Raw genomic sequence first — 18,083 nt, 5'->3', positions numbered from 1 at the left:
TATTGCACCTAAAGATCAGTTCATGCGTGATTTCGCGCTCGCTCACGCCTGCGAAAGTAGGCATATAAAGTCGTCACCTCTCCGAGCGACTCCCTCGAGTCACGGGAGCGAGACGAACCCGTTCGGTGAGACCTGAGCACTCGGATTCTTGAGAAGGAACTCTTTCATCTCTTCCACCGTCTTGCCGTTGCGACTCGCCACGAGGTCGATGTCATCGCCGAGCGAGTCAATCGCCTCCTGACCACTCATGGGGCGGTCGAGCACCTGCTTCGTCAGAGGAGTCGTTCCCTGCGCCTCAGCGCTTCCCGAATCGCTCTCGCCTGAACTCTGCACGTCTTCCTCCATCTCGCCGGCGCCCCCGCTCGCATCGTCGGTCTGCGTCGGCGACGGTTCCTCAGTGGCGCTCCCGCCCGACCCGGGCGAAGCATCATTACCGTTTCCCGTCATCTGAGTGACGCCGAACACGATCGCCCCACCGATCACGAGAATGGCGACGGCCGCGATGGCAATGGTGACCGCACCTTTCGGGCGCCGGCGCTCCATCGTGTGATTCTCGACCATGGGCGCACCTCGCATCTCTCCCCTTGGTGCCAAAGTATAGGTGCATGGTTGACACGATTCGAGTGCCGTCGGGAGCAGTGGATAGGACTCACAGAGGTTACCTGCCACTTTCGGAGGTTGACCCGACAACCTATAAAGGCCCCCTCAGTCCGCGCCCAACTCACCCGAGGAGCCCGTCATGAAGAAGTCGCACAAGATCTGGATCAGCGTGGGCGCCGCCGTGCTCGTGCTCGGCATTGCGGCGGCAATCGCCGGGCCTATCATTTACCGCGACCTCGTGGCAGCGCCGGCCGCTGACACGCCGACGGTCACCGCCCCGGAACCGTCGACGACCGACGGCGGAGAGAGCGGCGCACTCGACCCCGCCGCTCTCGTCGGCGACTGGACCGTGACCGAAGGATCAGAGGCCGGGTATCGCGTCGACGAAGTCCTGAACGGGACGGACGTCACCGTCACCGGGCGCACCGACCAGGTCGACGGGACCCTCACGATCGGTGGGGACGGCCTCACGCTCGACGCGGCGGAGATTACCGTCGATGTCGCGTCGATCGCGACCGACAGCGAGAACCGTGACGAGTACTTCCGGGGCCAGGCGCTCCGCACCGACGAGTTCCCCGAGGCGACGTTCGTACTGACCGAGCCCGTGACGCTCGATGCCGCTCCTGACTCCGGGCAGGTCGTTGAGACCGATGCCACCGGCGAGCTCACGATCGCCGGCGAAACGCAGACCGTGACCGCCGCCATCCAACTCACGAGCGACGGCGAGACCGCGCAGATCGCCGGATCGATCCCGATCACCTTCGCCGACTACGGCGTCGAAGCTCCGAACCTCGGATTCGTCTCAGTGGAACCGGATGGATTCGTCGAGTTCCAGCTGGCGGCCGCTCGCGACTGACGTTTCATCGCTCAGTTACGATCCGCCCGATCGAGCTCGGCGACGATATTCGCGTACCCGTGAGAGATGGCGAGGTCTCGGGGAGCTACACCGTTGCCATCAGGGAGCGTCGGATCGGCCCCGGCGTCGAGCAGCGCGCGCACGACCCGCACGTGATCCGCACTGCCCGTGCCGAGCACGATCGCCTCGTGCAGCGCCGTCCAGCCGAGGTTGTTGACGTGGTCGAGGGGCACTCCGGCGGCGATCAGTATCTCGACCGTGCTGACGTGGCCGTGCTCGGACGCCGGGATCAGGGCAGTACCGCCGAACCGGTTCGTCGAGGCCACATCGGCTCCGTGTTCCAGCGTCGCGGTGAGGATCTCGTCCAGGCCCTCGGCGCCCGCGTACAGGAACGCGGAGTCCTGCATGTTGTCCTGCGCATTCGGGTCGGCGCCGGCCTCCAGCAGCCGCACGGCGAGCGCCGTCTGTCGAGATTTCGTCGCGACGACGAGCGGGGTGCGCCCGCCGTCGCCCCGCACCTCGAGGTCTGCTCCGCCTGCGATGGCGGCGGACGCACCATCGAGGTCGCCCGCCTCCACAGCATCCTGCAGCGCCAGCGTGGCGGCAGCCCGGTCGACCTCGCTGCGCTCCGCGTTGTTCGGAGCGTCATTCGGTGCAGGGCTGCTCACGGATCTCTCCAGACTCGGGTCGGCGGCCGTGGAGGGGGTGCATCCGCTGAGGAGCGGAAGTGCCACGGCGAACACCACGAGCGTACTCCCGGCCGACGCAGATCCGCGAGACCTCATCAGCCCGCGACCTCATCCTGGATCGCCGCGAGACCGGCAGCAGCGCAGGTCTGATCGTCCATGCCGGACGGCGCCCCACCCACCCCGATACCGGCGATCGAGGCGTCCCCCAGTTTCACGGACACCCCGCCCGGCATGAACAGGGTCCCCGGAAGACGGTGAAGCTGGTTCTCGTCGGCGCGCTCTACGAGGTCGCTCGTGTCCGCCCCGAACGCGGCAGCCGTGTACGCCTTCTGCCGCGAGGCGTCCACCGTGTGCTGAGCCGCGTTGTCGCCCCGCACGAAGGCCTGGAGCTCGCCCTGCCGGTCGACGACCGCGACCGACACGAAGCCGAGGTCGTCTGCGGCGCACTGCGCCAAAGCGGCTTGTGCGGCCGTCGCAGCGGTCGCAGCGGTCAGTCGCTGACTGCTTACCGTGTTCGACTCCGCGACTTCGACGGCCGCGGCGGCGTCGCTCGCTGCGTCATCCGCCGTACTTTCGCCTCCGGCCGACGGTGCGCAGCCGGCGAGGGCCAGTGCACCTCCGAGTGCCAGGACGAGAACGGTGGGGGCGAGTGTGCGCGCGTGCTGCATGATGAACTCCTCACGAGTGATGGTGGTCTCGGTTTCGACCTGGAATCCAGCCTCGCGCCGCCGGGCTCCTCGCACATCAACGGTATGGATCCTCTGCTCTCAACCGATCGGTTGAGGCGTTCCAGACGTCGGTACCCGATACTGAAGGAGATGATCGATTCCCCGCACCGGCAGCGCACCGCTGAGTCCGCAAGCCCGGACCGCCCGCTCGCGGCGATGCACGTGTCGGTCGACATCGGTTTCGCCGTGCTGCTCGTGGTCTGCGCGGTCCGGTACTTCTCGTACCACCCGTTCGACACCGTCGGCGCAACGGTGCTCGCCCTCGGCATCGGCTCGGGTCTCGCCTACGCGCTCGGCGCGGTCGCCCGGCCGGGTCCGCGCCGCAGCCGCCTCGGCATCGTGTTTGCCGTCGCCTTGTGGCTGCCGCTCGCGGTGCTCGCACCTTCATTCGGCTGGTGCGCGTTCCCCCTCTTCTTCGCCCTCCACCGGGTCCTCGGGCGCCGGACCGCCATGATCGGCAGCGCCATGCTCGTGGTCGCGGTCAGCACCGGACTCTTCTTCATGTCGAACGGTGAGGATCTCGGTCTCGTACTCGGACCGTTCTTCGGAGGACTCATGCTGTCGCTCGCCGTCGACGCACTCGAGCGAGCGCTGGAGAATCGACGCCGACTGAATATCGATCTCCTCAGCACCCAGGAGCAGCTCGCCCGGTCCGAGCGAGAGGCCGGAGCACTCGCCGAGCGCCACCGAGTGGCGAGCGAACTGCACGACACGGTCGTCCAGCGCACGGCGAGCGCTCTGCTGCTGCTCGAGTCGAGCGACCCGAGCGACGGCAGCGGCGGTGAGACGACAGTGGGGGCCCGCGAGATCCTGCGCGAGGCACTCGTCGAGACCCGGCAGCTCATGCACGGCCTCGCGAGCCCGCAAGACCGCACGTCACTGACGACGGAGATCGGCGCCCTGGCAGCGGAGCAGGGTGCCGAGCTCGCCGTCGTCGGCACCGAAACTTCCCTCGACGCTGAGGTCGTCCACGCGCTGCTGCGCGTGGCGCAGGAGGCGCTGCTCAACGCGGGCAAGCACGCCTCGGCGTCCGCAACTCGGGTCACGCTCACCTACTTCGACCGAGCCGTCAGCATCGACATCGCCGACGACGGGGCGGGATTCGATCCGGAGCAGGTACGCGTCGACACCACCGGCTACGGATTGCGCGCGATGGCGTGGCGCGTCGAAAGCCTCGGAGGCACGTTCACGGTCGAGTCAGCTCCCGGACGCGGTACCGTGATCGCCGGGGTCGTGCCCGTCGCCTCCCGTGACGGGGAGACAACGTGATCCGAATCCTGCTCCTCGACGACCATCCCGTCCTCAGGCACGGAACTCGCGCACTCCTCGAAACGCAGCCAGACTTCACCGTCGTCGCGGAGACCGGCGACCCCGCAGAAGCGGTCACCGCGGCAGCCCGGGAGCAGGCCGACGTCGCCCTGGTCGACCTCGACCTCGGGCCGGACAACGAGGACGGGCCCGCCACTACTCGACGCCTGCTCGCGGCCAGCCCCGAGACGCGCGTCGTCGCATTCACCGCGTTCGACTCGGACGCCGACATCGTCCGGATGGTCGAGGCAGGAGCCGTGGGGTACCTCGTCAAGGACAGCCGCCCATCGGCACTGTTCAGCGCGATCCGCTCAGCAGCGGCAGGATCTGCGGCGATCGCCGGACCGATCGCCGCGAGGCTGCTCGACCGCATGCAGCGACCAGACGACGCACTCACGAGCCGTGAACTCGAAGTGCTCGAACTCGCGGCGGCCGGGCTCTCGAACCGCGATCTCGCCCGGACACTTCTCGTGAGCGAGGCGACCGTGAAGACCCACCTGCACCACGCGTTCATCAAACTGCGCGCCGACAATCGACAGACCGCGATCGCGACGGCCGTCAAGCGCGGACTCATCCGGCTCTGACCCGCCGCCTCATGCTCCGAGCGCGCGCAGCACCGTCGCCGCGGCGAGGTTGCCCCCGTCCTCCGCGATGTCGAGCGCCGTGCGCCCCTCGGGGTCGCGCGTGTCGACCGCCGCCCCGGCTCGCAGTGCGAGCGTCAGGGCGTCCGCGTCACCCGATGCCGCGGACGCCAGCAGGGCGGCTTCTGGGTGCTCGGGCGCTTCGCGGTCCAGTGCCTCGAGAATCCGGATCTGCTCTGAAAACCCCCGGCTCTGCGCCATCTGCAACGGAGTCTGCCCCTCCGTGACCGATGGCGTGGTGAGGCTCGCTCCCCCTGCGACGAGCACGCGGACCGCGGCGTGATAGGTCGGATCGTCACGCCCGAAGATCACCGCCTCGTGGATCGCCTGATAGCCGACGCGGTTCACATGATGCATGTCGACTCCCGCTCGGATGAGGGTTCCCGCCACGTCCCAGTGCCCGCGTTCGGCAGCACGGATCAGGCCGGTGCCGTTCCAGCTGTCGAGATCGGCGACGTCAGCACCGTGCTCGAGGGTGAGGCGCAGCAGCTCGTCCCGCCCCTCGCTCGTAGCGATGAGAAAGGCGGACTGCTGCGTGCTGTCCTGCGCGTTCACGTCGGCACCCCACTCGATGAGCTGCGCGGCGGTATCGAGGTCGTTGCCCCACACGGCCCAGCGCAGACGCTCGTCGAGCTCGCTCTGGGAGAGCCCCGGGTTCTCGGGAGCGCCTTCCTCCGAACCGCTGGCCCCCGCATCTGTCGACAGTGCAGTATCGGCCGCAGCCCCAGGGTCCTGGCCCAACTGCTCGTTCTCGTCGATCGGAGCCGACGCAGCCGCGCCGGCTGCGGGGGCAGGATCGCCATACTCAGGGGCGCACCCCACAAGTCCGACGCCCAGGATCACGAGGCTCCAGCTCACGCCTCTCACGCGGCGGTGTGACGGCATGACAGCGCTCCTCCAGGTCTCGGCCGAACGCGGGTCGCTCGATCCTTCGCCAGACTAGGGCCGCCGCCAAGGGGCTGCCTCAACCGTTCGATTGAACCTGCGCGTCCGGTCGGAGGGCTGAGCGCTTCGCCAGATTTCGTCGCACAAAAGGCCAGCAGACGATGAGCACTCCCGTCGCGATGAGGCTCGTCCAGACCTGCGTGCGACCATCCTCGCTGGAGAGCATGACGACGAGCACTCCGGCAATCGCCACGATCAGCAGAATGTTCAGCCACGGGTGGAGCCACATCTTCAGCTGCAGCCCGGAGACCTCCTCCGGAGACATCTTCTGGCGGAGGCGCATCTGCGTCAGTGCGATGAAGACGTAGACGAACAGCGCTACCAGTCCTGCCGAGTTCATGATGAAGTCGAAGACACCCGAGTCCGGAGCGGCGAAATTCACGATCGTGGCGACGATCGCGCCGCTGGTCGAAGCGACGAGCGCCCAGAGCGGCACGCCGTTCTTCGATCGTTGGGCGATGAACTTCGGGGCGAATCCCTGATCCGCGAGCGCGGCGAACATTCGCGACGCCGAGTACAGGCCCGAGTTCAGGACCGAGATGACGGCGGTGAAGATGATGAGCTGCATGACCACCGCGGCGCCTGGCAGTCCGAGCAGCGAGAACACGTACGTGAACGGTGCCGCAGCCACGTTCACCGGCTCGGGCAGCTCATCCCACGGCACGGCCATGACGATGATGAGGACCGCTCCGACGAAGAAGAGCAGAATTCGCCAGATCACGGTGCTCGTGGCCTGGCGGATCCCCTTCGCGGGGTCCTCCGATTCTGCGGCGGCCATCACCGCGATCTCGGTGCCGAAGTACGAGAAGATCACGAGAGCCACACCGGTGAAGGCGATACCGTATCCGTTCGGCGCGAACCCACCGTGTTCCCAGAGGTTCGGCACGGAGAACGTCGCGTTCGGCCAGAGTCCGAGAACGAACAGCAGCCCGGCGCCCAGGAAGACGACGATCGCGAGCACCTTGATGCTCGCGAGCCAGAACTCGACCTCACCGAACGTGCGCACCGAAATCGCGTTGGTGATGATGAAGACGAGGATCAGGATGAGTGACCAGGTCCACGACGGGAGAAATGCGAACCACTCGTGGAGCGTCTCGCCGCCGAGCACCGCCTCGTAGGCGAGTACGCCCACCCAGAAGTACCAGTACAGCCAGCCGACGAGATACGCAGCCCAGTTGCCGAGGCCGACCCTGGCGTACTCCATGAACGACCCGATGGTGGGTCGCGCGGCCGCCATCTCGCCGAGCATGCGCATCGCGAGGAAGACGAGGAGTCCGCCGATGAGGTAGGAGAGGATCGCGGCTGGGCCGACCGAGCGAATGACGTTGCCCGAGCCGACGAAGAGACTCGCGCCGATGATCCCGCCGAGGGTGATCATCATGACGTGCCGCGATCTCAGCTTCGATGGCACTGCCGCCGTGTGTCCCGCGGAGGTCTGAGGCGAGACGGGGTGGTCGTAGGCGGCACTCGGCTCGCGCTTGGGGGACGGTTCGGTCACCAAGGTCTTCTCTCTCTTGAACGGCCGCACGGGCCCCACGCGTCTCACCGCGCGCACCTGTTCAGCGCGCGCGGCATCGGACCACTATAGACCTGAGATCACCGCTTCCGATAAACTCCCACGCATGGGAACTCTGTGCGGCGCGCTCACGATGGTGCGCTCCTTCACGTATCGCGACCGCCGCGCCTGACGGCGCGTCGAGTTCGCACACTGCTGCGCGCCGTCTCTCCGAGACCTTCGCACCTCGGACGGGCGCACATTCTTCTCACGGATCCGCGATGATCCGCACGCCCTCACCTCGAGGTGCTCCCACCGCACTCAGTGGAGCACAGCTTTGCCTCGTTCAACATTCGGCGGCCGACACGAACTCGGCCAGAACTTTCTCACCCATCTCCCCACGCTCACGCGCATCGTCGACCTCACGGCGGCGACTCACGGCCCGATCCTCGAGATCGGCTGCGGTGACGGCGCGCTCACCCGTCCCCTCGCTGCGCTCGGACGCCCGCTCCGGGCCATCGATATCGACGAGCATCGCGTCACGGCGGTGCGCAGGACCCTCCCCGACGTCGACGTGCATCAGGCCGACGCACTGACCTACCCGCTCGATCGCCCCGTGATCGTCGGCAATGTACCGTTCCACCTCACCACGCCGATCCTTCGGCGGCTGCTGGCGTCGCGCTCGTGGCAGGAGGCGATACTCCTGACACAGTGGGAGGTCGCGCGAAAACGCGCAGGCGTCGGCGGAGGCACCCTGATGACGGCGCAGAGCGCGCCCTGGTTCAGTTTCGAACTGCACGGTCGCGTTCCCGCGCACGGGTTCCGGCCGCGACCCGGCGTGGATGGCGGCCTGCTCCGCATCGTCCGCCGCGACGCACCGCTGGTGCCGCTGACGGATCGCCGGAGGTACGAGCGATTCGTCAGCGCCGCCTTCATCGGACGCGGCGGGCGGCTCGCCCGCATCCTCGAGAGAGCCGCGCCCGCGACCCGGGCCGAGGTGGCTGGCGCCGTACGGATCGCGGGCGTCTCAGCGCACGCGCTGCCACGAGATCTCTCCCCTGAACAGTGGGCGAGACTCTGGGGCGCCCTCAGACCCGCACCGGGAAGCGGTGGCAGAATGCAGAGGTGACCTGCGAAACGGTGAGCGATGCCTACGCGTCTCGTGCCGAGGAGTACACGCGATTCCTCGGCACGATGGACGCGACCTCGCCCGTCGACCGCTCGACGATCCGCGACTGGGCCAGTCACCAGCAGGGGATCCTGCTCGATGTCGGTTGCGGTCCCGGGCACTGGACCGACTGGCTGGCGTCGCTCCATGATGCCGGTGAGCTGCCAGGAGTCACCGCCGTTGCCGGCGTCGAGCCGACTGCGCCGTTCGTCGCAGCCGCGCGGCGCCGCTTCCCTCGCCTCGTATTTCACGAGGCTTCCGCCGAGGCGCTCCCCTGCAATGACGGGCGCGTCGGCGGGATCCTCTCCTGGTACTCGCTGATCCACACCCACCCCGACTCCATCGGCGACGCCCTCGATGAGTTCGCGCGGGTGCTCCGGCCCGGAGGCGGGCTCTGTCTCGGCTTCTTCACCGGTCCGGAAGCTGTGCGCTTCGACCACGCGATCACGCCGGCGTACTTCTGGCCCGTCGAGGAACTGGCCGCCCGAGTCGAGCGTGCCGGGTTCGCGGTGCTCAGCAGTCGCACCCGGCACGACCCGGACGCCCGACCCCACGCGGACCTGGTGGCCAGACGCAGACCGTCAGTTGCCGCACATCGGGCGGAGCTCGACTGAGCCGATGCCGCCGGAAGTCGGGATCCGCACCCGCGCATCGCAGTCGGTACCGAAAGGCGCCACTAGCACGTGATCGCCTCGCGCCTGCATTCCTCCGTAGCTCTCGGCAGTCAGCGTTGCGTTGGCGGGGAGCACGATAATCTCCCCGAGCGAGGTGATCGCCAGCCCGGTTCCGGAGGCGTTGAAGCGCTCAGGAGTGGTTGCCGAACTGCCAGTGACCGGCTTCTCGGGGTCGAGCACGTCCACCATCATGCACGCCAGCACCTGGTCCGGCTCGGAGTCACCGAATCCGCCCTGCTGCGTACCCGCCCAGACGACGATCTCCTCATCACCGTAGATGGGACGCACGTCTTCCGAGCACTCCATCGACTCGACGTAGTCGGGGTGGCTGAAGTCGCTCGCGTTCTCCACCGCGGGCGGCAGTTGCGCCGGAAGCCCCCGCGTCAGCGGAGATCCGGGGCCGGTGAGCACGATGGCTCCGATGGCGAAGGCGACCGCGACGACGATCGCGAGCCACATGACGACCGCCGGAGCGATCGACCGTTGCACCCGCCTCGTCTCGGGAGCCACCTCGGACGGCACCGCCGCGTCGGGAGATCCGTAGGCCTGGTGCTCGGTCATCGTGCCTCCTTGAAACAATCAGGTGTTACCGAACAGCCCATCAGTTCGGCTGGTGTCGTTGCAAGCATCGATTCGGTCTCGGGAGTGACGCACAAGAGACACACGCGCCGCAGGCGACCGGCGGCCTACAGCCAGTCGCGCTCGCGCGCCGTGCGGGCGGCCTCGTGACGAGTCCGGCTTCCCGTCTTCTGGATCGCGTTCGAGAGATAGTTCCGCACGGTGCCCTCGGCGAGATGCAGCGTCGCGGCGATCTCGCTCACCGAATACCCGTCCACCGCCACTCGCAGCACGTCGAGCTCGCGTTCGGTCAGCGGACAGTCGTCGATGAGCGCCTGAGCGGAGACGTTCGGATCGATGTAGCGACCACCCTCCGCCACATCGATGACGGCCGACGCGATGAGCTTCGGGTCGGCGTCCTTGCCGACGAACCCGCGGACCCCCACGCGGAGTGCGCTGCGCAGGGTCCCGGGCCGGGCATGACGGGTGAGAATCACGACCGCCCGCTCCTGATCCTCGCCGAGGAGCTTCGTGGCGACATCGACGCCGGAGAGTCCCGGCATCTCGAGGTCGAGAACGGCGACGTCCGGGCGGAACTCTTCGTAGCGCGCGAGCGCGTCCACGCCGTTGTCCGCCTCGGCCACGACATCGATGTCCGCTTCGAGCGGCAGCAGCGTGGCGAGGGCGGAGCGGATGAGTCCTTCGTCGTCAGCGAGGAGCACGGAGACGGTCACGTCGCTTCCTTTCCGGTGAGTGTCGCGGGGGTCGGGTCGTCGGCGAACGGGTTCGGGGCCTCTGGCCGCGGTGTGCCCGCCGCGCGAACGGTGAACCATCCGTCCTCCGCGCCGGCGTCGAGCCTGCCGCCGCGTTCGGCGATCCGCTCAGCCAGTCTCGCGAGCCCGCGCCGCGGGCGCAGGGTCTCGGGAACGCCGTCATTGCGGATCTCGATGGACTGCGGTCCCACGCGTACCTCGACACGTGCCGCACGCGCGTGGCGGAGAATGTTCGTCGTGGCCTCGCGGAGCACGAGCGCCGCATCGGCCTCCCAGTCGGGGTGCGCCGCGTCCGCACCGGTCACGCTGACCGTCACGCCCGAGGCCTCGAAGAGTCCGACCGCACTGCCGATCTCGTTCTCGAGGGAGAGCCGCTGCGTGGCATTGACGAGCTGCCGCCCCTGATCAATGCTCTCGGCGATCAGGGACTGGATCGCCTCGAGCTCCTCCGCAGCGCGAGCGGGATCCGACTCGCGCACCCGCGCGGCCACAGCGGCCTTGAGCTTGATGACGTGGAGCGTGTGGCCCTGGATGTCGTGCAGGTCGGCGGCGATCCGGTTCCGCTGGCGCAGCAGCGATGCCTCCTGCTCCGCGTCCTTGGCGCGGGTGAGGGCACGAATGAGCCTCGTCTGCTCGCCCACATCGCCGATCGACCAGATCCAGACCGCCGCGAGCACGATCGAGGTGAGGATCATCTGCACCGCGTACGGGCGATCCGAGAGGAGAGCGACGCACGCCATCCCTCCGATAACCCCGGTTGCGAAAATCATCAGGCGCTTGCGAAACTGCGGCTGCCTGGCGACCCAGATACCGACGACGGTGCCGAGCGCCATCGAGCCGAACGGGTTGTTCTGGAGGTACGAGGTCACGAGCAGGGTGGCCAGACCGACGAGCGCGGTCGCCACGAACAGGGCGCGCGCCGCCCGGCCGCGGATCCACTCGTCGAAGAGGAGCGCGCTGAGCGCGATCGACGGGAGCGCGATGAACATGCCGGGGAGCGACCGGCCCGCGAAGACGCTCGTGACTCCCATCATGATGAAGAGGACGATGAACGAAACGCGGTGCCGGTGGATGAAGCTCTGCTCAGGGTCATCGACCTCCAGGTCGTGCGGGGTGGCGTCCGGGATCCGCGGGCCGATCTGCCCCTCATCATCCATGTCGCCCTCCCCGCGTTTCTCCCCTGCACTGCCGCCGGCGCACCCGCGCGGGACTCACCACCAGTGTGGCCGAACTGAGGGAGCCCGTGCCAGTGACACCGTGTCATACGCACCGGTGACAGGCGGCACTGGGGGCGGCGGATCCGGGCGGGCAGTGTTGAGGGTGGACGGACAACGACTCAGAAAGGCCCGGATCATGATCTTCGACTTCCTCGGTGATTTCCTCACGAACCTCGCGCAGTTCACCCAGGGGCTCGACGCGTGGCTCCAGGGCTTCTTCGTCGTCCTGCTCGGCGCGATCCCCTTCGTCGAGTCGTACGGCGGCACATTCGTCGGCATCGTCGCGGGGGTGTCTCCGATCCTCGCCGTCGTCGCGGCGATCATCGGCAACGTGATCTGCACCTTCGCCCTGATGCTCGCCGCATTGAAGACCCGGACTGCCGTGCTCAGCCGTCGCGGCGGAGGCGCGAACACGGAGCCCGAGATGTCGAAGCGCCGCGCCAAGGTCGCGAAGGCTCTGGATCAGTACGGTGTACCGGGCGTCTGCTTCCTCGGTCCCCTGCTTGTCGCGAGCCAGATCACGGCTCCCACCCTGATCGCGGTCGGTGCGCGCCCGGGCAAGGTGTTCCTGTTCCAGGGACTCGCGATCGTCGCGTGGGGCGTCCTCTTCGCTCTGCTCGGGAACCTGCTGCTCACCAACGTGGCGGGCTGAGGGAGCCGACCCGAGTCGGGTAGGCTGCCATCGTGACCCGGATCCTGTTCTTCGAACCCCGCATCGCGGGCAATACCGGCAACACCATCCGGCTCGCCGCCGGCACGGGAGCGGAGCTCCACATCGTGAACCCCCTCTTCGACTTCGAGGATGCGAAGCTGCGCCGAGCAGGACTCGACTACCACGATCTCGCGGTCGTGCACCTGCACGACTCATTCGAAGCGGCACTCGATGCCCTGCTCCCCGCCCGCATCTTCGCCTACACGGCGCACACCGAGCGCTTCTACACCGACGTCGCCTACCGCGACGACGACGTGCTCATGTTCGGGCCAGAGCCCACCGGACTCCCGGACGAGGTGCTCTTCCACGAGGCGGTGACCGACCGCCTGCGGATCCCGATGCTCGACGGCCGCCGCTCGATGAATCTCGCGAACTGCGCCGCCATCGCAACGTACGAGGCCTGGCGGCAGCAGGGCTTCCCCGGCGACGCCACACTCGCCTGACGCGACCTGACACTGCCTCGTATCGACACCCCGCCGTCACGGAAGGGTGCGCTGATCCTCCGTACCTGACAGGATGGTGTGAACATGAATCAAGCCATATTCGGGAGGTCACTGTGACGACACCGACGACAGCACCGCGCGTCGAGGTCTCCGGTCTCACGAAGCGCTTCGGGCGGGTCCAGGCCGTCAACGGCCTGAGCTTCACCGCCGAACCCGGCCGCGTGACGGGTTTCCTCGGGCCCAACGGCTCGGGGAAGACGACCACACTCTCCATGCTTCTCGGCCTCGTCCGCCCCGATTCGGGCACCGCGACCGTCGGCGGGCAGCCCTACGCCGCCCTCGAGCGACCGGCCACCGTGGTCGGTTCGCTGCTCTCTGCCGATTTCCACCCGGCGCACACCGCGACAGCGCACCTGGACATCGCCCGCCGTGCGATCGGCGTGCCGCAGCACCGCGTTGCGGAGACCCTCGAGATGGTCGGTCTGCGCGACGCCGCGCACCGCAAGACGGGCGGTTTCTCGCTGGGCATGCGCCAGCGCCTCGCACTCGCGGCGGCGCTTCTACCCGACCCGCAGGTGATCGTGCTCGATGAGCCCATCAACGGGCTCGACCCCGAAGGGATCCGCTGGATCCGCCAGCTGCTCCGGCATCTCGCGAGCGAGGGGCGCACGGTCTTGCTCTCCTCCCATCTACTCAGCGAGGTCCAGCAGACGGTCGACGACGTCGTCATCATCCGCCGGGGCGAAGCCGCCTACACCGGTCCGCTGGAAGGCCTCCAGCCGAGCGCCGACGATCGCGTGGTGCTCGTCTCCACACCCAATAACCATCGACTCGCCCAAGCGATGGAGCACGCAGGGCTCGAGGTGCACGGGTCGCGCGGCGATGTCATGCGCGTCTCGGGCGCCTCCCCGGAGACGGTCGGCAACCTCGCATTCGACGCCGGCCTCCCGCTCTCGCACCTGAGTACCGAGGAAGCCGGGCTCGAGGAGCGATTCCTGGCGCTCATCGGAGAGGGCGGCTCCTCGGCCGGTGCCGAGCCGACGTCGACGCACACCGAGGAGGGGTCCGCATGAGCCGGTACGGACGGAGCGTCTCCGCAGAAACTCGGAAGATCACGGCGACGAAGACCTGGTGGATCCTCGGCATCGCACTCGCCCTCTACGCCGCGATGATGACATCGACGTTCGCGTTCCTCTTCGGGTCCATGGCAGACCAGCTCGGAGAAGCCGCACCAGGGTTGGGCGTTCAGGAGACGGCGGACACCGTCTACTCGGCCATCGCGACCTACGGGTACGTGGTGCCGTTCCTCGTCGGCGCACTCTCGGCCACGGGGGAACTGCGCCACCGCACCCTCGCGCTCGCCTTCATCGCGGAGCCCTCACGGTGGATCGTGCTCCTCGGCAAGGCGACCACGCTCATCGGCGTCGGCGCCCTGCTCGGCATCATCGGCGTGATCGGCGGCGTCGGCGCCGGAGCCGGGACGCTCGCATTGACGGACGCGGACCCCGCGCTCGGCTCCTCTGACACATGGGCGCTGCTCGCACGCATCGTCGCGGCCATGGCGATCTGGGCCGTCATCGGTTTCGGAGTGGGCGTACTCGTGCGCAACCAGGCCATGGCGATCGTGCTCGCGCTCGTCTTCACCCAGTTCCTCGAACCGCTGCTCCGAGCCGCGGCGAGCTTCTGGGACTGGAGCGCCAATGTCGCGCGGTTCCTGCCGGGATCGGCGACCGACACACTCGTCGGCGCGAGCACCATGACGCTCACCACGGGCACCGAAGGTGCGGTGGAACCGCTCACGATGGGCGCCGGTGCCCTCGTCCTCGTCGCCTACGCGGTCGTCGCAGTGGTCGCCGGGTGGGCGCTGCGCTGGAACCGGGACCTGACGTAGCCCACGCCTGGCGACGTCGTCGAGGGAACGCAAATTGTTGCGAGAATGCCTCGCCGAGAACAAACTGCGTTCACTCGGCAGGGCAAGCGCCTGATCACACACACGCGCGCCCGAACACCCGCGGCGATGCTCTGTAACGGGGCGTCAAATACTTCAGCATCGGTGATGCAAGCTATTAAGTTTCCTTATAGCACGCACTTGGAGCACTCTCGTGAGGCTCTGCTTCGATCCTGAGGAGACGCCATGACCTCGCTCGACCTGGCCCCCGCGCCGGCGGCGGCACCCGCCGCCTCACCGGTGGTAGCCGCACTCCGCGCACAGGACCCCGCACTCGAAATCCTCGATTCCGGGACCGCGACAGCCGGGTACGGCCACGATCGCAGCCAGGCGTTCGCCGGCGCCGAAGGCGCCAGAGGCGCCGGACCGATCGTGGCGCTCCCGACGACGATCGAGCAGGTGCGTGCCGTGGTCCGTGCCGCCTCGGCGCACGGGGTGACCGTGGTGCCGCGAGGCGCTGGTACGGGTCTCTCGGGGGGAGCGAACGCCGAAGTCGGCCAACTCGTGCTCTCCACTGAGCGACTCGACCGCATTGTCGAGATCTCAGCCGGCGACGAAGTCGCGGTCGTCGAGCCCGGCGTCCTGAACGCCGACCTCAATCGGGCACTCGAACCGTTCGGGCTCTTCTACGCACCTGACCCGGCGAGTCACGACATCTCGACCATCGGCGGGAACATCGCGACGAATGCGGGCGGGCTGCACTGCGCGAAATACGGTGTCACCCGCGAATCCGTCCTGGCACTCGACATCGTCCTCGCCGACGGCAGCCTGGTGAGCGTCGGTCACCGCTCCATTAAGGGCGTCACCGGCCTCGACCTCGCGTCACTATTCGTCGGCTCGGAGGGCACACTCGGCATCGTGGTCGGAGCCACGCTGCGGCTGCACCCGATCCCCGTCGCACGACGTACCATCACCGCGTTCTTCGACGACACGACTGCCGGGGTGAATGGAATCGCCGCGATCAGGCGCACCCCGGTCCGCCCGGCAGCCGTCGAGTTCCTCGATGAGGGGACGCTCGACGCCATCGACCTCCACAGCGGTACGGATCTCCGATCCCGCGGAAGCGCGCTCGCACTCATCGAGCTCGACGGGTACGGCATTGAGGAGCAGACGACCGACCTCCGGAATGCGTTGGACTCCGCCGGGGGCCGAGTCACCATCGAAGCGGATGCGGACGCAGTCGCGCTCTGGGAACTGCGTCGGTCAGGCCGCGGCATCAATCCGGATACCTGGTTCGCCGGGGGTGACATGGCCGTGCCGGTCTCCCGCCTGGCGGAGGCGTACGCTGAGCTGCCGCGGATCGCCGAGCGGCACGGTGTCTCGATCGCGGCTGTCGCCCACGCGGGCGACGGGAACCTGCACCCCGTCGTCACGCTACCGATCCCGCCAGAAGCCGACCGCGGCGCACCCGCGCCGGCGGTCCACGCCGCGATGGCGGAGCTCGTGGACCTGGCCCTCGAACTCGGCGGTACCGTCACCGGCGAGCACGGCCTCGGCTCGATGAAACGAGAGTTCGCTGCGCTCGAGCTCTCGCCCCGCAGCCTCGAGGCCCACCACGCCGTCAAGGCGGCACTCGATCCGCTCGGCCTCCTCAATCCGCGCACCGGATTCTGATTCTTCCCCGTCACATCGCTGCACGTCTGAGCCGATCGCTCCGGCCCCACACACCCGAGGACCCCACATGACACACCCATTCAGCAGGACCCTGCGCCGCCGATTCATCGCTGTATCCGGCGGCACCGCCGCGATCGCGCTGCTCGCGGGCTGCGCCGGAGGCTCGAGCGGATCTGACGCCTCGGCCCCGCAAGAAGGCGGCGACCTCACCTTCCTCATCGACTCGCTCGGCGACACCTGGGTGCCGAACAACGGCTCGATCTCCAGCTTCCAGGGTCATATTTTCGATCACATCACCGACAAGCTGGTGTACGTCGACGAGAACGGCCAGGCCTCTCCCTGGATCGCCGAGTCGTGGGAGCAGAACGACGCGGCCACCGAGTTCACCCTCGATCTGCGGGATGATGCCACCTTCTCGGATGGCAGCCCGCTCGACGCAGAAGCCGTCGTCGCCAACCTCGACGCGTGGGCATTCGGAGACCCGGAGAACGGGATCAACCCGATCGGACTCTTCCCGAAGACCTACGAGCAGGCCGAAGCCGTTGACGAGCAGACCGTCCGCGTGGAGTTCTCGGCGCCGACGCTGGGCTTCATCCCGACGCTCGGCTACCACGGGTCGATCCTGGTCTCACCCGAGACCCTCGAACTGCCCGTCGAGGAGCAGGCCGACCTCGACAACATCGTCGGCAGCGGGCCCTTCGTGGTGGACTCGTGGAAGGAAGCGGACAACGTGGTGCTCACGAAGCGCGACGACTACGACTGGAACCCGGAAGCCTTCGACCGCGAAGGGCCGGCGAACCTCGATTCGCTGACGTACAAGCAGGTGGCCGAGTCCGCAACCCGCACGGGCGCCGTCCAGTCGGGTCAGGCGCACGTCGCCTACAACGTCACCCCGAAGGAACTTGCCGGACTCGAACAGCAGGGATTCACGATCGGGCTCCCCCAGTACCTCGGCTTCGTCGAGGGACTCCGGCTCAACGCGCGAATCGCACCGTTCGACGACGTCAAGGTGCGCCAGGCCTTCCAGCACGGCATCGATCGTGAGGATCTCCTCTCGACGGTGTACACCGACGGGTGGGCGGCTGCGGAGTCGTTCATCCAGTCCAACGTTCCCGAGGCAACCGATCACTCGGAGGCCTTCGCCTATGATCCGGAACGGGCTGAGCAACTGCTCGACGAGGCCGGATGGACTCCGGGGGCTGACGGCGTCCGGGAGAAGGACGGCAAGCGTCTCGAGGTCACGCTGTACTCGAATCCCTACATCGTCACCGGTGCCGCCGTTGATGAGCTCATCGCCCAGCAGCTCGGCCGCATCGGGTTCGACGTTTCCATCGAGAGCTACGACGTCGTGACCTACGGCGAGCGCGTCATCGCGAATGCGGACCTCTCGAACTATCCGGTCTCACGCAGCTTCGTCGACGCGGGAACCGTCGCGAGCATCCTCACCGACGAGAACAACGGTGAAGACTGGTTCGGCGTCGGGACCAGCGATGAGACGCTCACCCGCCTGCAAGACGAGATCGCGCAGGCGACCGATGCCGACACCCGTGCCGCGGCGCTCGACGAACTGCAGGCCTACGTGCTGGAACAGGCCTACTTCATCCCGCGCACGCAGATGGTGCAGCGCATCTACGCGCAGAGTCCCGACGTCGACGGCGTTACGTACAACGCGCTGGCGTACGCGAACTACACCGGCGCCTGGCTGAACGACTGA

At 67.8% G+C, this 18,083-nt stretch carries 19 protein-coding genes; 11 read left to right on the top strand and 8 right to left on the bottom strand.

The annotated features are described in order from the left end of the window. Positions 1 to 99 precede the first annotated feature (99 nt). Entirely contained in the window at positions 100 to 561 is a 462-nt protein-coding gene (locus K8P10_RS01240; RefSeq protein ID WP_224779996.1) for a hypothetical protein, read from the bottom strand. Positions 562 to 739: 178 nt separating this feature from the next. Between K8P10_RS01240 and K8P10_RS01235 the strand changes: the two genes are divergently transcribed. Next, positions 740 to 1,456: a YceI family protein gene (locus K8P10_RS01235; RefSeq protein ID WP_224779995.1), complete on the top strand. Its 717-nt coding sequence runs from the start codon at positions 740 to 742 to the stop codon at positions 1,454 to 1,456. 11 nt (positions 1,457 to 1,467) lie between these two features. On the opposite strand, the gene K8P10_RS01230 is transcribed toward K8P10_RS01235, so the two are convergent. Both K8P10_RS01230 and K8P10_RS01225 read right to left on the bottom strand, forming a co-directional pair. After that, a complete protein-coding gene (locus K8P10_RS01230) occupies positions 1,468 to 2,124 on the bottom strand; it encodes an ankyrin repeat domain-containing protein (protein ID WP_224779994.1) in 657 nt (218 codons plus the stop codon). 116 nt (positions 2,125 to 2,240) lie between these two features. Further along, positions 2,241 to 2,813: a heme-binding protein gene (locus tag K8P10_RS01225; protein WP_224779993.1), complete on the bottom strand. Its 573-nt coding sequence runs from the start codon at positions 2,811 to 2,813 to the stop codon at positions 2,241 to 2,243. Positions 2,814 to 2,963: 150 nt separating this feature from the next. Here K8P10_RS01225 and K8P10_RS01220 point away from each other — a divergent pair, with 150 nt between their 5' ends. Together K8P10_RS01220 and K8P10_RS01215 are read left to right on the top strand one after the other, a co-directional pair. Further along, positions 2,964 to 4,142, top strand: a complete 1,179-nt coding sequence (locus K8P10_RS01220; RefSeq protein ID WP_224779992.1) for a sensor histidine kinase — start codon at positions 2,964 to 2,966, stop codon at positions 4,140 to 4,142. Continuing rightward, positions 4,139 to 4,765, top strand: a complete 627-nt coding sequence (locus K8P10_RS01215; RefSeq protein WP_224779991.1) for a response regulator transcription factor — start codon at positions 4,139 to 4,141, stop codon at positions 4,763 to 4,765. Before K8P10_RS01220 ends, K8P10_RS01215 begins: the two co-directional genes overlap by 4 nt. A gap of 9 nt (positions 4,766 to 4,774) precedes the next feature. On the opposite strand, the gene K8P10_RS01210 is transcribed toward K8P10_RS01215, so the two are convergent. Then, on the bottom strand, positions 4,775 to 5,707 hold the full coding sequence (locus K8P10_RS01210) for an ankyrin repeat domain-containing protein (protein WP_224779990.1): 933 nt from the start codon (positions 5,705 to 5,707) through the stop codon (positions 4,775 to 4,777). Positions 5,708 to 5,786: 79 nt separating this feature from the next. Next, complete coding sequence (locus K8P10_RS01205; RefSeq protein WP_224779989.1) at positions 5,787 to 7,265, bottom strand: amino acid permease; 1,479 nt, start codon at positions 7,263 to 7,265, stop codon at positions 5,787 to 5,789. A 334-nt stretch (positions 7,266 to 7,599) separates the two neighbouring features. Here K8P10_RS01205 and erm point away from each other — a divergent pair, with 334 nt between their 5' ends. Next, positions 7,600 to 8,391 carry a 23S ribosomal RNA methyltransferase Erm gene (gene erm, locus K8P10_RS01200; protein WP_224779988.1) on the top strand — a complete coding sequence of 264 codons (792 nt, stop codon included), beginning with the start codon at positions 7,600 to 7,602 and terminating at the stop codon, positions 8,389 to 8,391. Then, complete coding sequence (locus K8P10_RS01195) at positions 8,388 to 9,044, top strand: class I SAM-dependent methyltransferase (protein ID WP_224779987.1); 657 nt, start codon at positions 8,388 to 8,390, stop codon at positions 9,042 to 9,044. The genes erm and K8P10_RS01195 overlap by 4 nt, the downstream gene beginning before the upstream one ends. Here the strand turns inward: K8P10_RS01195 and K8P10_RS01190 are convergent. The 3 genes from K8P10_RS01190 to K8P10_RS01180 all read right to left on the bottom strand — a co-directional run bounded on the left by K8P10_RS01190 (position 9,012) and on the right by K8P10_RS01180 (position 11,592). Further along, positions 9,012 to 9,665 (bottom strand): hypothetical protein, encoded by a 654-nt coding sequence (locus K8P10_RS01190; protein ID WP_224779986.1) that lies wholly within the window; start codon positions 9,663 to 9,665, stop codon positions 9,012 to 9,014. The two genes, K8P10_RS01195 and K8P10_RS01190, sit on opposite strands and share 33 nt — an antisense overlap. Before the next feature lie 125 nt (positions 9,666 to 9,790). Then, positions 9,791 to 10,396 (bottom strand): DNA-binding response regulator, encoded by a 606-nt coding sequence (locus tag K8P10_RS01185; RefSeq protein ID WP_224779985.1) that lies wholly within the window; start codon positions 10,394 to 10,396, stop codon positions 9,791 to 9,793. Further along, positions 10,393 to 11,592, bottom strand: coding sequence for a sensor histidine kinase (locus K8P10_RS01180; RefSeq protein WP_224779984.1), 1,200 nt, complete (start codon positions 11,590 to 11,592; stop codon positions 10,393 to 10,395). The genes K8P10_RS01185 and K8P10_RS01180 overlap by 4 nt, the downstream gene beginning before the upstream one ends. 196 nt (positions 11,593 to 11,788) lie before the next feature. On the opposite strand from K8P10_RS01180, the gene K8P10_RS01175 reads away from it, so the two are divergent. The 6 genes from K8P10_RS01175 (at position 11,789) to K8P10_RS01150 (ending at position 18,083) form a co-directional block, all read left to right on the top strand. Then, complete coding sequence (locus tag K8P10_RS01175) at positions 11,789 to 12,304, top strand: hypothetical protein (protein ID WP_224779983.1); 516 nt, start codon at positions 11,789 to 11,791, stop codon at positions 12,302 to 12,304. Between the two features lie 32 nt (positions 12,305 to 12,336). Next, positions 12,337 to 12,807 (top strand): tRNA (cytidine(34)-2'-O)-methyltransferase, encoded by a 471-nt coding sequence (locus tag K8P10_RS01170; RefSeq protein WP_224779982.1) that lies wholly within the window; start codon positions 12,337 to 12,339, stop codon positions 12,805 to 12,807. 113 nt (positions 12,808 to 12,920) lie between these two features. Continuing rightward, positions 12,921 to 13,880 (top strand): ATP-binding cassette domain-containing protein, encoded by a 960-nt coding sequence (locus K8P10_RS01165; protein ID WP_224779981.1) that lies wholly within the window; start codon positions 12,921 to 12,923, stop codon positions 13,878 to 13,880. Continuing rightward, positions 13,877 to 14,698, top strand: a complete 822-nt coding sequence (locus K8P10_RS01160; RefSeq protein WP_224779980.1) for an ABC transporter permease subunit — start codon at positions 13,877 to 13,879, stop codon at positions 14,696 to 14,698. Before K8P10_RS01165 ends, K8P10_RS01160 begins: the two co-directional genes overlap by 4 nt. A 243-nt stretch (positions 14,699 to 14,941) precedes the next feature. Further along, on the top strand, positions 14,942 to 16,369 hold the full coding sequence (locus K8P10_RS01155) for an FAD-binding oxidoreductase (RefSeq protein WP_224779979.1): 1,428 nt from the start codon (positions 14,942 to 14,944) through the stop codon (positions 16,367 to 16,369). 67 nt (positions 16,370 to 16,436) lie between these two features. Beyond that, complete coding sequence (locus tag K8P10_RS01150; RefSeq protein WP_224779978.1) at positions 16,437 to 18,083, top strand: ABC transporter substrate-binding protein; 1,647 nt, start codon at positions 16,437 to 16,439, stop codon at positions 18,081 to 18,083.

This window comes from Leucobacter sp. Psy1 (genome assembly GCF_020096995.1).
Classification (GTDB): domain Bacteria; phylum Actinomycetota; class Actinomycetes; order Actinomycetales; family Microbacteriaceae; genus Leucobacter.
This window is presented reverse-complemented; position numbering and strand designations above follow the sequence as displayed.

Bases quoted from the DNA above. Each gene is read 5' to 3' on its own strand.
- K8P10_RS01240 (WP_224779996.1), bottom strand. From the start codon at position 561: ATGGTCGAGAATCACACGATGGAGCGCCGGCGCCCGAAAGGTGCGGTC.
- K8P10_RS01235 (WP_224779995.1), top strand. From the start codon at position 740: ATGAAGAAGTCGCACAAGATCTGGATCAGCGTGGGCGCCGCCGTGCTC.
- K8P10_RS01225 (WP_224779993.1), bottom strand. From the start codon at position 2,813: ATGCAGCACGCGCGCACACTCGCCCCCACCGTTCTCGTCCTGGCACTC.
- K8P10_RS01220 (WP_224779992.1), top strand. From the start codon at position 2,964: ATGATCGATTCCCCGCACCGGCAGCGCACCGCTGAGTCCGCAAGCCCG.
- K8P10_RS01210 (WP_224779990.1), bottom strand. From the start codon at position 5,707: ATGCCGTCACACCGCCGCGTGAGAGGCGTGAGCTGGAGCCTCGTGATC.
- K8P10_RS01190 (WP_224779986.1), bottom strand. From the start codon at position 9,665: ATGACCGAGCACCAGGCCTACGGATCTCCCGACGCGGCGGTGCCGTCC.
- K8P10_RS01180 (WP_224779984.1), bottom strand. From the start codon at position 11,592: ATGGATGATGAGGGGCAGATCGGCCCGCGGATCCCGGACGCCACCCCG.
- K8P10_RS01175 (WP_224779983.1), top strand. From the start codon at position 11,789: ATGATCTTCGACTTCCTCGGTGATTTCCTCACGAACCTCGCGCAGTTC.
- K8P10_RS01160 (WP_224779980.1), top strand. From the start codon at position 13,877: ATGAGCCGGTACGGACGGAGCGTCTCCGCAGAAACTCGGAAGATCACG.
- K8P10_RS01155 (WP_224779979.1), top strand. From the start codon at position 14,942: ATGACCTCGCTCGACCTGGCCCCCGCGCCGGCGGCGGCACCCGCCGCC.
- K8P10_RS01150 (WP_224779978.1), top strand. From the start codon at position 16,437: ATGACACACCCATTCAGCAGGACCCTGCGCCGCCGATTCATCGCTGTA.